The sequence below is a fragment of the Cytobacillus mangrovibacter genome (genome assembly GCF_042865275.1).
Classification (GTDB): domain Bacteria; phylum Bacillota; class Bacilli; order Bacillales; family Cytobacillaceae; genus Cytobacillus; species Cytobacillus mangrovibacter.
Genome location: NZ_JBIACJ010000008.1, coordinates 158,230 through 171,793, shown reverse-complemented (window position 1 = coordinate 171,793; position 13,564 = coordinate 158,230). Strand labels below are relative to the sequence as shown.

Genomic DNA, 13,564 nt, shown 5'->3' with positions numbered 1-13,564 from the left:
AATCATGATTGATGCCCTCCCTCCTTTTCTAATAGAAAGGCGTGTTTACATTGAATGGAAAGCGACTTTCCGCTGTTTCATCTTTTCTTTTAGTGGCTGCTGCATTATTAATTGTTGCATCTCTTTTCTTCCCATGGTGGAAGATGGAGTTCTTCGCTCCACAATATCCTGAGGGTTTAAATATTATTGTGTACCCGGATAAGCTTGAAGGGGAAATTGATATTGTCAACGGATTAAATCATTACATCGGAATGGCTAACTTTAGTGAAGAAAACTTTCCAGAGTTGAAATATCTCTCCTATTTAATTGGTGGTCTAGCACTCCTTGTTTTAGTTGCCGCAGTCATTAGGAAAAAGTCCTTCCTATACTTTGTTATTGGTTTATTTGCTGTTGGAGGCTTACTCGGTGTGTGGGACTTAAACCGATGGCTCAAAAACTTTGGTACAGAATTAGATCCGATGGCCCCTATTAAAGTAGATCCATTCGTACCTCCAATTATAGGGGAAAATACACTCGCAAACTTTATTACTTATAGCAAGCTAGGATTAGGAACTTACCTAGTCATTGCTGCATTTATCTTCATTCTAATTCCTTTATGGAAGGATCGGAAAAGATGAGGAAAACCATACGCTTACTCTTCCTGTTGTCGTTAATCGTTATCGCCATGCCAAGCAAAGGTCTTGCATCAGAGAATCTACAAGCCATTATAGATTCTGCTGGTGACGGGGCGGTTATCCACCTTGAAAATAAGACGTATGAAGGCAATATTGTGATTGATAAACCGATTGAAATAATTGGAGATAAGAAAACCATGATCAAAGGGGACGGTACAGGCAATGTCATCTCCATCCGTTCCCCTCATGTAAAATTAAGAAACCTTATCGTAACAAACAGTAGTTTAGATCGTAATAGTTCGGAAGAATACGCAGCCATTAAGGTATACACAGACCATAACTTAATTGACAGTATAACTATTAAACACTTTTTTCACGGTATATACCTTAGCCAAGCCCATCATAATACCGTTCAAAATACTGAGATTACTGGACTAGGCAAAGGACAGATTGCTAATCAAGGCAACGGCCTGCATGTTTACTATTCCAATGATAATACGTTAAAGAATAATGTGATTGAGGGAACAAGAGACGGAATGTTCTTTGACTATGCGAATCGCAATCAAATAAGCAATAATCGCATTAGCGAAACTCGGTATGGATTACATTATATGTATTCAGATCATAACGCTTTTGAGGGGAATACATTTACCTTTAATACTGGCGGAGCAGCGATTATGCATTCCAGAGGGATTACGCTTGAAAACAATCAATTTATTTTCAACTATGGCCATAAATCATTCGGATTACTGCTTCTTTCAGCCATTGATACAGTTATTGAGGATAATACGTTTTTTCTTAACCAACGTGGATTATATATTGACCAATCGACGAACAGTCTAATAAAGAATAATCAAATTGTTAAAAATCAAATTGGTATAGAACTTTGGGCCAGTTCCAATGAGCAGAGCTTTACTTTAAATAAGATCGAAGAAAACACCCTTCCTGCAGTTACACTTGGCGGTAAAGGAAGAAATGAGTGGACGGTAGATAAAAAAGGAAACGACTGGGGGAAATCCTTCCCTGTACTGGATCTCAATCAAGATGGAATTGGTGACCAGCCTATTTCCTATCAATCTTCACTATATGAACTTATTGAAGATCAGGAATTAACTTACCTATTTTTGAAAAGTCCGGCAGTAGCCATTTATGAAAAAATGAATCAATTTTTTCATAAAGAGGAAACCATGTTTGAAGATCCATTTCCATTGGTAAAGAGCGATCACCCCTCGATTCATTGGATCTGGTATGTACTCGCAAGTCTTATGGTATTAACCGTAATTATATTAAAAGGGAGACATCAGCTATGCATTATATTTGGAAAGAATGGAAGGAAAACATAAAAGGAAAGGGATTATGGTTATCCTTTGGGATCATCGTTCTTGTTTCAGTCGGTTTATTGTTTAAATCTTTCGCTCTTTCCTTTGACCAAGGCTTCTATGTTCTCTTAATAAATCTATTTGATGCTTTCGTTTATTTCCTCCCTTTATTATGTTTATTCTTGGGGGCCTTTAGTATCTTTCAAGAAAAAGAGCAAAAAACGCTTATTATGCTTTTAACAAGACGTGACTCTTTTACTAGCTTTCTTTTTAAAAAGAGTCTTGCGGTTCAATCCGTACTTCTTGTGCCAATAATCATATGGTTCTTTGTCTATTTCGTACCTGTAAAGTTCTTCTTTCAAACAGACTTAAAGAGCTATTTTGCCTTTCTCGTTTCTCTCATCTGTTTATTATTAATCTATACACAGCTTGGTATATTTATCGGCAGTATCAGCCGTTCGAGAATGCAGATCGTCGGTTTTTCAATTGCCATTTGGTTTTACTTTTTCTTTATACATGATTTTATTCTGATGTCTTTCCTTTCAGATATCACCTATGAAAATGTAAAATTATTCTCAGCTGTCTATTTTTTAAATCCCATACAGGCCGCTCGGATGTTTCTAGAATCTTCATTAGGCGTATATTCATTTGATCATATGTCCAGGCTTCTAAAATCATTCATGTGGTTGAAACCAGGATTATTTCTTCTAGCCAATGTAAGTATTCTACTCGTTGTATCCTTTATCATTGCGGCAATCTTTCATCGTAAGGAGGGGTCAGAATGATTGAAATTCAAAATCTCCATCAATCTTATGGAAAAAAGACCGTTCTGAACGATGTGAATCTAATAATAGAAAAAGATGAAGTTTGTGCATTAGTGGGAAGAAATGGTGCAGGGAAGTCAACATTAATTAACAGCTTACTAGGCATTCTTCCTGTGAAAAAAGGAACGATATCAATTAATGGAGTGGCAATTTCTAAAAAAAGTCGACCTCAAAATGAAATTGGTTACTTACCTGAAAAGTTTATGCTCTATCCTTTATTATCAGGGTTGGATAACATGATATTCTTTGCCAAGGCCGTTTCTAGTCAGGTTGATGAAAAGCGTATCGAAAGTGTTCTTCAATCAGTTAACCTATGGGATGATCGGAATACAGTCATCAACGGGTACTCTAAAGGAATGCTCCAAAGATTAGGTCTTGCTGTTACTTTATATCAAGATTCAAATATTCTTGTACTTGATGAGCCGACAAGCGGCCTTGATCCAATCGGGCGTAAAGAAATTCTTGAAGCATTAAAGGCTTTGAAAAATAAAACGATCCTGCTTTCCTCCCATCATATGGATGAAATTAAACAGCTCTGCACTCATGTTGCTTTTTTAGATGAGCAGAAAATGACCAAATATACGGTTGAGGAGTTCCTTCAAACTCAAAAATTAGGAGAGAATGACAAATGAAAAAAGGACTATACAGTATTAGCTTTGTTCTTCTGTTTATGCTAGCCGCCTGCAGTTCAGGCAGCAGCTTAGAAATTACGGTTGAAAAGGAGCTTTACTTTCAAAAGGAGAAAACCTCTGAATTTGCTATTAAGGTAACCGACCAGGATGAACCTGTTGAGGACCTAGAAATCACTGCTGAATTTGCTATGGTTGATATGGATCATGGCAAATACGAGGTCAATTTCACTGAAGAAGAAAAAGGGATTTATTCCAGTGAAGTTGAACTGCCAATGGCTGGAGAATGGGAAATTGTTTTCACAATCTCTGAGGATGGAAAAGAAGTTGAAAAGGTTATAGAGTATGATGTGAAAGAGCCCGAGGGAGTGGCGACAATCAATGGGGATTGGGTCACAACTGAAGATATCGAATTTTACCGATTTATTAATGAGCTTCACATTGCCATTAATCGGGAGCAAGCAGAAGAAAAGTATGAAGGAAAAGAATTAGAAGGGGCTTTAGCTAATTTGGATGATCAGGAACAAGCTGTTCAAGATCAAAACACATTGTTAACACAGATTATCCGCCTTCGCTCTGTGGCATTACTTGGTTTAGAAAAAGGCCATGAGGCTTCTAGAGAAGAAGTTAAGAAAGCAATCGAGAGCGTCCGGGAGCAATATGGGCAGTCCCAAGCTGCTCAAAATCTAATTAAGGAATTTGGTGAAGATAAATTCTGGGATAAACAAGAAAAACAGTACGAATTGATCGTCCTCTCCCAGAAGGTCCAAACTGATCTCATTAATAAAGTAAAAGAAGCAAACCCTGATGTCAATGAACAAGAGATCCTCTATCAAACCCAAAAACAATACGAAGAACTTCTTGTATCACAAGTCAATTCCTTAAATATCGTTATCCTATAACCACGTCAGGCACCTTCAATGGACAAATAGGGATATATATATAGAGGCCTGAGAAATCAGGCCCTTTTTCTATAACTCTGATAAAGGAATTTGGTAAAGTTTATCATCCTTCTCAAGTGGATTGCCGCGGCCATCCGTATTATTGCTGACAAAATAAAGGAACCCATCCTCAATATACACATCTCGAATCCGGCCAATACCAGTCAATACTTCTTTCATCTTCTTCAATTTTACATCAAACTCTAATACGGCATTGCCTCTTAGAGCAGCAACGTACAGCTTCCCATTATTAAAGGCCATACCAGAGGGTGCCCAAGTAGTGTTATCCCCTGAAGTAAACAAAGGAGTTTCCATTCCTTCTCTCTGCTCTTTTCCCTTGATAAGCGGCCAACCATAATTATGGCCGGGTTGTATCAGATTGATTTCATCATTTGCTGACGGACCATGTTCACTTTCATATAGTGTCCCATCTGGTGCCCATGCAAGGCCTTGCGGATTTCGATGGCCATAGCTATATACATAGGAATCTTCCATAGGATTATCCACTGGAATGGATCCATCAAGGTTCATTCTCAATATCTTCCCACCTAGTGAATGAATATCCTGTGCAATCTTTGGCTCTTCAGATGCATCACCTGTTGTAGCATAAAGCTTTCCATCCGGTCCTATCTCAAGTCTCCCCCCATGATGGAACTGGCCACTTGGTATTCGGTCCAAAAGAAGCCTTTTTTCCTTCCAAATGTCATCTTCCAGCTTCAACACAACGATTCGGTTAAACTGACCTGATTCATCTGTATACGTATAATAAGCAAATGCTTCATTTGTTTTTGAAAAATCAGGTGACAATACAAAGCCTAACAGCCCAGCTTCTGCGGCAGTTGCCAGTGGCTTTTCAAGAACAACCTGCTGACGCTCTGTACTGCCATCAGCTATTTTTACAATATGGCCCGGTCTTTCAGACAGATAAAAGATGCCCTCACTTTGATCAATCGACCAAGGGATTTGCAGTTCATCAGCAATTACTTGGGTTTCCTTATAAGGAAGGCTGGCTGTTTGCCCCTCTTCTTGCTCGCTCTCCTCTGAATGGGAACAACCTGCACCAACTAAAGCAAAGAAAAGGATCAGCACTGATAGTACATGCTTCATTTCATTCCTCCTGCCAGTACATCCTCTATTGCCTTAGCGACTCCGCTTTCCTCATTGGTAAGTGTCACTTTGTCACACTGTGCTTTAATGGTTTCATCTGCATTGCCCATTGCAACCGATAAGCCTGCCCGTTTGAACATGGAAAGATCATTATAATTGTCTCCAATCGCCATTGTGTCCTTTAATTCCATTCCATTTGCCTGGACAAACTTTTCTAGTGCTATTCCTTTTTGGGCATTGACGCTAGTTATCTCTAAATTTTCCTCTCCAGATGAAGAAATTGCCAAACCCTCTAGCTTGACTAGCCCCTTCTTTGCTTCAGTTAAAATACCGTGTTCAAAGGAGAATGCTAGTAATTTATAAATTTGATGTTCATCATCATGAAAAAGCAGATCATAGCTCTCCACTTTATGTACAAGTCCTTCTGTTACTCTCTTCTCTGCTGCTTTCACTACTTTATTCACATCTGCTTCAGGGTTTGCACTCAAGAAAATATCAACCATAATAGAAACAGCCTTATCCTCATCCAATGTATATGTTCCTTTATTTGTGTAGACTTCAAAATAAAGGCTTTGCTTTTCGAAAATGAACGCAACTTGTTTTGCTATTGGTTTTTCCAATGAATGGGCTGCAACAATTTCTTTACTGATCGATCGTATTTCTGCTCCATTTGCACAAATCATAGGGCAGGTTAAGCCTGCTGCATCTAAGACAAAGCTCGCCTCTGTATATGATCTTCCGGTCGCAATGATCACCTCTATTCCTTGGGATTGTGCCCTTCGAATCGCTGCTCTATTTTCAGCTGTAATCTGCTGAGTAGCAGTTAAAAGTGTTCCGTCCATGTCAATCGCTATGCATTTAATCATTTTTTCACCTTTTTCCTTTTTAATATAGATACTTACTTCCTTCCCTGACACTTAAGTTTGGTAAGGTTGTTGATTCTATGAAGGTTTTTACTGATGCGGGATTTGTTTTTGAGTATTCTCGTAATGCCCAGCCAATGGCTTTTTGGATAAAGAACTCCTTACTCTCTCTGTTTTGCACGATATAGCGGTATAGAAGCTTTTCATTTGTATGAGCTTTATATTTAAGCTGAAAGAGGATGGCTGAGCGACGCAGCCATAAGTGATCACCGTAGGCCCAGTTCTCTATCCATTCTGTAATCACCTCTGGAAATTCGGCGGCAATTGATCCAACTGGTTTGGGTGCGAGCATATCCACCGTATCCCACCATGATTTAGAGGTAATCAGCTGCTCTAGAAAAGGGAGGTGCTGTTTATCCAGCCTTTTCATTGATTTCTCAATGTAATCAAGGGCAGCATACTGGTATTCCCTTTCGGCCTTCCCCCATAAAGCCATGACAAAGTCTGCCTGAAAGTCCTCCTTTAAGATTCCACTCTCTTCGAAAAATTGTTTGACTAATTTCCTTCTATCTGGTGATTTTATACCGAGAAATGGGAAATGATTCTTCATGTAATTCTGCATGGGAATCGCTTTTTCTTCATCTCTGTTTTGTTCAAATAAGTCAACTAATATGTGCAGCATTGCTACATACCCCTTTTTTCATCATATAAATTCATTGTAACTATAAATTATATCAATCATTCAATTTAATAAGAAAAAGCATCACCGCCTTTATGCAGTCATGCCCTATAAATTAAAACTGGTCATTATTAAGGTCATCTTTTATATTATCCATATGGGATTCAATATAGGCCCTCTCAGATGCTGAAACATGCTTCGCATTTTCTTCAGGATCAACATTTTTAATTCCGTGCTTTTTATACCACCAGTCAACCACAAACCCGAAAGCAAGCATGGAAACACAAAGAATGATTAGAAACCACATCATAACTATCACTCCCTTCTTCATAATTATAACACTTTTCTGGAAATAATAATGAAGAATTGTAAATTTATTCTTGTTTATCTACACTTTTAACGGTTGATATCCCTCTTGATAGATACGGCTAATGATTGACTCGATGGCTGGTTCCTCCACAGTTAAATCTTTAATACTGTGGGTCTTTGTAATCTGGGCAATTAGATCGGATGCAGATGCTTCATCCCGATTAAATTTAATCCAATAGCGATTCCCTTCTTCTTTACATATATCTCCACCTGATAGCTGTAAACTACTTGGTGACTCCTCTAAATCAACAATTAGTGTACGGGTTTTCCCGAATCTCTCCTTAATCATTGCTATTTCCCCATCATACACCTTTATCCCATGGTCAATCAGGATCATCCGCTCACAAAGCTTTTCAATATCCTCCATATCATGTGTCGTCAGGATGACTGTAATATTTCGCTCTTGATTAATTTCCTTAATAAAGGTCCTCATTCTTTCCTTCGCGACGACATCGAGACCGATTGTCGGTTCATCTAGAAATAGAATAGGTGGGTCATGCAGTAATGAGGCCGCTATATCAGCCCGCATTCTTTGTCCAAGTGATAATTGCCGTACAGGCGTGTTCAAAAACTCATCCAAACCAAGTATTTCTGTAAATATGTCCATATTCTTCTTATAGCGCTGATCAGATACTTGATAAATTGCTTTTAAGAGATCAAAGGATTCAATCGTCGGCAAATCCCACCATAGCTGGGACCGCTGCCCGAACACTACCCCAATGCTTTTCGCATTCTCCTGCCTATTTTCATATGGCACGAGCCCGTTAACTAGAACCTCCCCAGAACTTGGGACAAGAATTCCCGTGAGCATTTTAATGGTCGTTGATTTTCCTGCCCCATTTGGACCGATATATCCGACAATTTCCCCCTCATTAATTGAAAAGCTAATATCCTTAACAGCCTCTTTCCTCATATATTCCCGCTTAACTAAGCTTTTTAAAGCCCCCATCATTCCTGTTTCCCTTTTCGCAATCATGAAATCCTTTCTTACATTCTCTACCTCTATAATTGGCATCTTACTTCCTCCTTATCTACGAGCCTGTACTCTTATACCGACTTAATCCGAGCATCCAAATACAATAGGCAATAATAAAGAATACAAGACCTACCAGTGGTGAAAAATAGCCGATACTTACAGGAAAAAATGGCGTTTCCTTTTCTAAAATAACTGCTGCAGGAAAATAGTTTACAAAGCCAAATGGGACGACAAACGCTGCAATCCATTGAACAATTTTCGGGTAAATGACTAGTGGATAGTTTGTTAAATTTCTTGCTGGATACATTACGACCCAGTAGAACTGCTGGGATTTTGTTGTCCAGAAGGCAATGGCTGCAATCATTACTAGCATCCCGCCTTGGATGAGGATGCCCCCAACAATGGAAGCGATTAAAAACAGCACCTTCCCACTGGACCACTCAATATGTAGTTCAAAGCTCACCCAAATAAAAATAATTAAACTAAAAATAAACTGCCCGAATGAGGCAATATCAAATTTCATCGACATGAAATGAAAGAAAGGATTAATTGGCCGAACTAAAAAACGGTCGAACGTTCCATTCAGAATATAGGTATCCATACTGCGAAAATGCAAAAATAAGACGACACAAAACCCCCAAGAAAGGATGGCAATGGCAAAGAGGAATAGCATTTCATAAAAGTTCCATGAACCAAGTACCTGAAACTGATAAAGCATTACCCACATTGTGACCGCCGTACCTGTATAAGCTGTAATCAAACCAATAATCCTCATAATAAACGCAAATCGATACTGCATCTGTGCCCGAATTCCTGCTGAAACTAACTTAAAGTAGAGATTCACATATTTAACTACAGCCATTCATTATCCTCCTTGTACAACGACTTTATGTGAGGCTTTATTCCAAACAAGTCTTAATAGCAAATAGCATATGAAAACCCAGAAAATTTGCAAGCCAATAGAAAGCAAGATTTCCCATCCAGCAATTTCTCCGATAAAAATGGCATTCGGTATGTAATAGATTCCTTGGAAAGGCAAATAGACAGCCACTTTTGCCAGCCAATCAGGGAAAAACCAAAGCGGAATCACAGAGCCTGAGAGCAGAGACATCGCAAAGTAAAAGATATCTTCGATCCCGCCTGTTTCTACTAAAAAGAAAGTGAGTAGACCGAAAGCCATTTCGATGCAATACCGAATTAAAAAACCGATAAATGCTGCAACAATAAAACTTACCCAAGTGAATATATTTTCAGGCAGTGTAAAATCCATAAAAATAAATAAAATCGCATATATAGGCAATAGGGCCGTAATTATGTAAAAAGTGACACTTCCGAAATCAGCAAATAAATATCGTAATGGAATATTGAATGGCCTCATTAACTCAAGAGCAATATCTCCCGTTCTAACCTTCTCTTGAATTTCCCATAATGGTGTTCCTGCTCCATTCACCCCAGTCAAAAATTGACTAACAACAATATAAGTCAACATTGCTTGAAAGCTTATGCCTCCTGCTTCTTCCCTTCCTGCATATAAAGCGGTCCAAATCGAACCCCACATGAGGAGGAAAATGAGATTAGACCCTAACCTAGACCAAACATCGAACCTATAAACAGCTGAACGAAGAAAAGCCTTTTTCGTAAAGATCCAATAAACATGTAATCTAGGCACACTTCAACCTCCCTTTATCTGACTTTTAGATATTTTAGCATAATTCAGTCTAATTAGACATGAATGGCATTTCCAATAAACAAAAGAATATGAATAATGAAATCTGCTTAAATTAGGTTGGCATTTCTACTTATATGCATTAAAATGTATTTTGTCTTATAAATATAACTAGCAAAGGTGATCGCTTTGATTAACACAACTAGAAAGAAAGTCGCTCCAGTAGATGTATTAAAATTTCTTATACCTTCCCTTATCGGGATTAGCCTATTTATCGTTCCGTTAAAATATGATGGTGAGATGACCATTCCTATTGCAATTCTTTCAGGGTGGATTCAAGATCTACTCGCTGCTTATCTGCCAGCAATTATGACTGTCATCATTATTTTGACGCTGTTAGGTACAGTTATAGCAAAACTATTCAAACCGGCATTTATTGTTAATCGTCCTTTTTTCAATAGTTTATTCAATGTGCCAACTGTCTGGTTTGGAGCAAGAATATTTGGGACACTATTTGTAATTGCCGCATTTTATAAAATCGGCCCTGAGTTTATTTGGTCCGACAATACAGGCGGCTTGCTGCTGAATGATTTGCTTCCTGTCCTTTTCTCTGTATTTTTATTTGCTGGCTTGTTTCTTCCTTTATTGTTAGACTTTGGCCTGTTAGAATTTTTCGGTTCCATGCTAACAAAGGTGATGCGGCCAATTTTTAAGCTTCCAGGGAGATCCTCTGTTGATTGCATTGCTTCATGGCTTGGAGATGGAACAATTGGGGTCTTGCTCACAAGCAAGCAGTACGAAGAAGGTTATTATACGAAGAAAGAGGCGGCGATTATTGGGACAACGTTCTCCGTTGTTTCTATTACCTTTAGCCTTGTTGTCCTTTCTCAGGTTGGCTTAGAACGATTATTTGGACCCTTTTATTTGACTGTTACGTTAGCAGGGTTAGTGGCGGCGATTATTTGTCCTCGAATTCCACCACTTTCAAGAAAACCTAATACGTACATCAACGGCAAAAAAACGGAATTGGATGAATCCGTTCCAAAGGGATATACATCTTTTAGCTGGGGTATAGTTCAAGCAGTCGATAAAGCAAAAGAGAATCAGAGCATTAAAAAATTCTTCGAGCAAGGATGTAAAAATATTCTTGATATGTGGATGGGTGTTGCCCCTATTGTTATGGCACTCGGTACAATTGCTCTTGTTCTTGCAGAGTACACGCCGATATTTAAATTTCTTGGGATCCCCTTTATTCCGCTTCTTGAAATTATGCAGATTCCAGAGGCAAAGGCTGCATCTGAGACATTAATTGTCGGGTTTGCCGATATGTTTCTTCCATCAGTCATTGGTTCCTCCATTGAGAGTGAAATGACCCGTTTTATTGTTGCTGCTACATCTGTCACTCAGTTGATTTATATGTCAGAGGTTGGCGGGCTTTTGCTAGGTTCCAAGATTCCCGTATCATTGAAGGATTTGTTTATTATCTTTTTGGAAAGAACAATTATTACATTGCCCGTCATTGTAGTAGCTGCCCATATTATCTTTTAATATGGCTGTTTTCACAAATAGTGTCTCTAATGAAAAAGTAGTTGGTAGAGGTTGATTTCCGCTCCAGGCATTCGCTTTCCGCGGGGTGGGCGCTGAGCCTCCTCGGCGCTAAAGCGCCTGTGGGGTCTCAGCTGTCCCACTACTCCCGCAGGAGTCTCATGCCTTCCGCTCCAATCAACTAACCTTTTTATCAGTAGAGAACTTATTCAAAGCAACAACCTTTAAAAACAGTCTAATAATAACAAAAAGACGGACTTGTTGAAGTCCGTCTTTTTGTTTAGAAGCATTGGAAGGAGCGAATTCTGTTAAGGTCTGTTCCGTAGTATACCCAGCGAAATCCTCTCCAGCGCCAGCCGGCTACAGAGGTTCTTCCTACGAATGTTGGATAGAACCAGAAGCTGCGCCCATTTTCAAGCCAGATAAAAGTAAAACGTCGTAAACAGCCTCTTATTGATCCTGGATCTACCGCAAATGTAGAGAAGGAAGATTGCTGCTGCATCTGAGGTGTGAAGGTTGGCGGTGGTGATGATGGCGGACCATCTTGCTGGCCTCCACCTTGATGGCTGCCTCCTCCTCCTGATTGTTGTCCCTGCCCAGGCGGAAATACTGGTGGGAACCCTGGAGGAAATCCAGGCATTCCCCCACCTCCACCACCAGGGAAAATTCTTTCATCCATTATTGGACCTACATTATAAGGAAATGAATACGGATAGTTTCTATAATCCATTGATTTTAATTCTCCTCTCATCATGCATTCCATTTAATGTATGCCGGTTGCCTATTTTTGTGTTTGGCTGCTTCTATATTAATTTCTAGTTTTTTAGCCTAATCCACCTACAGGACCGGACGCCCGTGTAATGATCTCTGTTCGAATTTCATCTTTTAATCGATCAACAATTTTAAAGTCCATTGCCTGTATATAAATTGCTTCTAATTCATCACGCTGTGCTTTTGCCTGCGCAAGATAAGAGATAGCTTCTTTCATTTTTGCCTTATACTGCTTGCTGATTTCACTTATTTGCTCGGCGAAAATTTCATCCGTCCCCGGGATAACCATGTACTCATAGGTATCGATAATTTCATCTCCTGCCCGGCTTGGAAAATATTCATGTGGACTCGTGCTATCAAAGATAGCTAAGCCTAGCTCGCGGACAATGATCATATCTAGGCTATGAGGATCAAAGCCACAATGATATATTTCAATATCAAATCCCCTTTTCTCTGCCTCAGCAGCCAACTTTTTTAAGAGGGTTGACTTACCGGTGCCTGCTCGCCCTTTAACAAAATATCTCTTAGAAAGGCCTTCAGTTAAATTCGGTACGAAATCTACGGCCCCCTTTGGTGTTGCTGCTCCCAGGAATCGATGTCTTACATCTGACTTCTTATTTAAATGTATCTCTCCATAAAATTGCTGAAGCAGCTTGTTTTTTAGCTGATCTGCTTTGCCAAAGTCCATATTTTCTATATAAATCTTTTCCCATTCATCATGTATTTTTAACGCTTCCGCAAATTTGCAGTATGCTGTTTCAAATAACTGACTAACCCTTTGATTTATTTGAAGGATCTTCTCCTTTTGTAAAGCAAGCGCATTTGAATCCCATGCCTCTCCGAGATTAACATACTCCTCAATCGCACCTGGTGCCTTTGGTTCAATGACATGAGGAGCTGTTCCATCAACAATTCCCACTTTCAGTGCAGGAATAATCACCCCATCAATTGAATCATTATCAGATGAACAATGGAGATACTCGATGTCATATCCTTTTTCTGCCCATTCTGTGCCAATGGCTTTCATTAGTGAGGATTTTCCCGTTCCAGGTCCGCCTTTTAATATAAATAATCGATCCAGCCCTTGAAGATTGGATTCATATAAGCTGTAAAAGCCACGGGCTGTATTTCCGCCTGCAAAGTAATTCAGTATCTTTCCAGCCACTTTTACACGTCCTTTCCCGTTCATTACCTAATTTGTTTTCATCTTTACCATATGCAAATAGGCATTCATGGGTGAATGCCTACTTACCTTCTTTAT

Annotated in this window: 15 protein-coding genes; 6 read left to right on the top strand and 9 right to left on the bottom strand. The window is 39.2% G+C overall.

Annotated elements, in window-relative coordinates:
* Window positions 1-50 precede the first annotated feature (50 nt).
* From ACFYKT_RS15730 to ACFYKT_RS15710, 5 genes are read left to right on the top strand one after another with little or no spacing between them, the layout of a single operon-like run.
* Window positions 51-617: a hypothetical protein gene (locus ACFYKT_RS15730; protein ID WP_389221538.1), complete on the top strand. Its 567-nt coding sequence runs from the start codon at window positions 51-53 to the stop codon at window positions 615-617.
* Window positions 614-1,957 carry a nitrous oxide reductase family maturation protein NosD gene (gene nosD / locus ACFYKT_RS15725; protein ID WP_389221536.1) on the top strand — a complete coding sequence of 448 codons (1,344 nt, stop codon included), beginning with the start codon at window positions 614-616 and terminating at the stop codon, window positions 1,955-1,957. Before ACFYKT_RS15730 ends, nosD begins: the two co-directional genes overlap by 4 nt.
* Window positions 1,921-2,718: an ABC transporter permease gene (locus ACFYKT_RS15720; protein WP_389221534.1), complete on the top strand. Its 798-nt coding sequence runs from the start codon at window positions 1,921-1,923 to the stop codon at window positions 2,716-2,718. Before nosD ends, ACFYKT_RS15720 begins: the two co-directional genes overlap by 37 nt.
* Window positions 2,715-3,389, top strand: a complete 675-nt coding sequence (locus ACFYKT_RS15715; RefSeq protein WP_389221532.1) for an ABC transporter ATP-binding protein — start codon at window positions 2,715-2,717, stop codon at window positions 3,387-3,389. The genes ACFYKT_RS15720 and ACFYKT_RS15715 overlap by 4 nt, the downstream gene beginning before the upstream one ends.
* Window positions 3,386-4,288 carry a FixH family protein gene (locus ACFYKT_RS15710; RefSeq protein ID WP_389221530.1) on the top strand — a complete coding sequence of 301 codons (903 nt, stop codon included), beginning with the start codon at window positions 3,386-3,388 and terminating at the stop codon, window positions 4,286-4,288. Before ACFYKT_RS15715 ends, ACFYKT_RS15710 begins: the two co-directional genes overlap by 4 nt.
* A 69-nt stretch (window positions 4,289-4,357) precedes the next feature.
* On the opposite strand, the gene ACFYKT_RS15705 is transcribed toward ACFYKT_RS15710, so the two are convergent.
* The 7 genes from ACFYKT_RS15705 to ACFYKT_RS15675 all read right to left on the bottom strand — a co-directional run bounded on the left by ACFYKT_RS15705 (window position 4,358) and on the right by ACFYKT_RS15675 (window position 9,990).
* Complete coding sequence (locus tag ACFYKT_RS15705; RefSeq protein WP_389221528.1) at window positions 4,358-5,434, bottom strand: PQQ-dependent sugar dehydrogenase; 1,077 nt, start codon at window positions 5,432-5,434, stop codon at window positions 4,358-4,360.
* A complete protein-coding gene (locus ACFYKT_RS15700; RefSeq protein WP_389221526.1) occupies window positions 5,431-6,300 on the bottom strand; it encodes a Cof-type HAD-IIB family hydrolase in 870 nt (289 codons plus the stop codon). Before ACFYKT_RS15700 ends, ACFYKT_RS15705 begins: the two co-directional genes overlap by 4 nt.
* Before the next feature lie 19 nt (window positions 6,301-6,319).
* Window positions 6,320-6,979: a DNA alkylation repair protein gene (locus tag ACFYKT_RS15695; RefSeq protein ID WP_389221524.1), complete on the bottom strand. Its 660-nt coding sequence runs from the start codon at window positions 6,977-6,979 to the stop codon at window positions 6,320-6,322.
* A 112-nt stretch (window positions 6,980-7,091) separates the two neighbouring features.
* A complete protein-coding gene (locus ACFYKT_RS15690) occupies window positions 7,092-7,286 on the bottom strand; it encodes a hypothetical protein (RefSeq protein WP_389221522.1) in 195 nt (64 codons plus the stop codon).
* 78 nt (window positions 7,287-7,364) lie between these two features.
* The gene (locus tag ACFYKT_RS15685; RefSeq protein ID WP_389221520.1) at window positions 7,365-8,360 is read right to left on the bottom strand and encodes an ABC transporter ATP-binding protein; all 996 of its coding nucleotides are present in this window, start codon (window positions 8,358-8,360) and stop codon (window positions 7,365-7,367) included.
* Between the two features lie 16 nt (window positions 8,361-8,376).
* Window positions 8,377-9,183, bottom strand: a complete 807-nt coding sequence (locus ACFYKT_RS15680; protein WP_389221518.1) for an ABC transporter permease — start codon at window positions 9,181-9,183, stop codon at window positions 8,377-8,379.
* A gap of 3 nt (window positions 9,184-9,186) precedes the next feature.
* Window positions 9,187-9,990: an ABC transporter permease gene (locus ACFYKT_RS15675; RefSeq protein WP_389221516.1), complete on the bottom strand. Its 804-nt coding sequence runs from the start codon at window positions 9,988-9,990 to the stop codon at window positions 9,187-9,189.
* A 189-nt stretch (window positions 9,991-10,179) separates the two neighbouring features.
* On the opposite strand from ACFYKT_RS15675, the gene ACFYKT_RS15670 reads away from it, so the two are divergent.
* Window positions 10,180-11,535 (top strand): YjiH family protein, encoded by a 1,356-nt coding sequence (locus ACFYKT_RS15670; protein WP_389221653.1) that lies wholly within the window; start codon window positions 10,180-10,182, stop codon window positions 11,533-11,535.
* A 277-nt stretch (window positions 11,536-11,812) separates the two neighbouring features.
* Here ACFYKT_RS15670 and ACFYKT_RS15665 read toward each other — a convergent pair whose 3' ends face one another.
* Window positions 11,813-12,262, bottom strand: a complete 450-nt coding sequence (locus ACFYKT_RS15665; protein WP_389221514.1) for a hypothetical protein — start codon at window positions 12,260-12,262, stop codon at window positions 11,813-11,815.
* A gap of 93 nt (window positions 12,263-12,355) precedes the next feature.
* On the bottom strand, window positions 12,356-13,468 hold the full coding sequence (locus tag ACFYKT_RS15660; protein WP_389221512.1) for a PRK06851 family protein: 1,113 nt from the start codon (window positions 13,466-13,468) through the stop codon (window positions 12,356-12,358).
* Window positions 13,469-13,564: the final 96 nt, after the last annotated feature.

Excerpts from the sequence above, each read along its gene's own strand:
- nosD (WP_389221536.1), top strand. The coding sequence starts at position 614 with ATGAGGAAAACCATACGCTTACTCTTCCTGTTGTCGTTAATCGTTATC.
- ACFYKT_RS15720 (WP_389221534.1), top strand. The coding sequence starts at position 1,921 with ATGCATTATATTTGGAAAGAATGGAAGGAAAACATAAAAGGAAAGGGA.
- ACFYKT_RS15715 (WP_389221532.1), top strand. The coding sequence starts at position 2,715 with ATGATTGAAATTCAAAATCTCCATCAATCTTATGGAAAAAAGACCGTT.
- ACFYKT_RS15710 (WP_389221530.1), top strand. The coding sequence starts at position 3,386 with ATGAAAAAAGGACTATACAGTATTAGCTTTGTTCTTCTGTTTATGCTA.
- ACFYKT_RS15705 (WP_389221528.1), bottom strand. The coding sequence starts at position 5,434 with ATGAAGCATGTACTATCAGTGCTGATCCTTTTCTTTGCTTTAGTTGGT.
- ACFYKT_RS15700 (WP_389221526.1), bottom strand. The coding sequence starts at position 6,300 with ATGATTAAATGCATAGCGATTGACATGGACGGAACACTTTTAACTGCT.
- ACFYKT_RS15695 (WP_389221524.1), bottom strand. The coding sequence starts at position 6,979 with ATGCTGCACATATTAGTTGACTTATTTGAACAAAACAGAGATGAAGAA.
- ACFYKT_RS15690 (WP_389221522.1), bottom strand. The coding sequence starts at position 7,286 with ATGATGTGGTTTCTAATCATTCTTTGTGTTTCCATGCTTGCTTTCGGG.
- ACFYKT_RS15685 (WP_389221520.1), bottom strand. The coding sequence starts at position 8,360 with ATGCCAATTATAGAGGTAGAGAATGTAAGAAAGGATTTCATGATTGCG.
- ACFYKT_RS15680 (WP_389221518.1), bottom strand. The coding sequence starts at position 9,183 with ATGGCTGTAGTTAAATATGTGAATCTCTACTTTAAGTTAGTTTCAGCA.
- ACFYKT_RS15665 (WP_389221514.1), bottom strand. The coding sequence starts at position 12,262 with ATGGATTATAGAAACTATCCGTATTCATTTCCTTATAATGTAGGTCCA.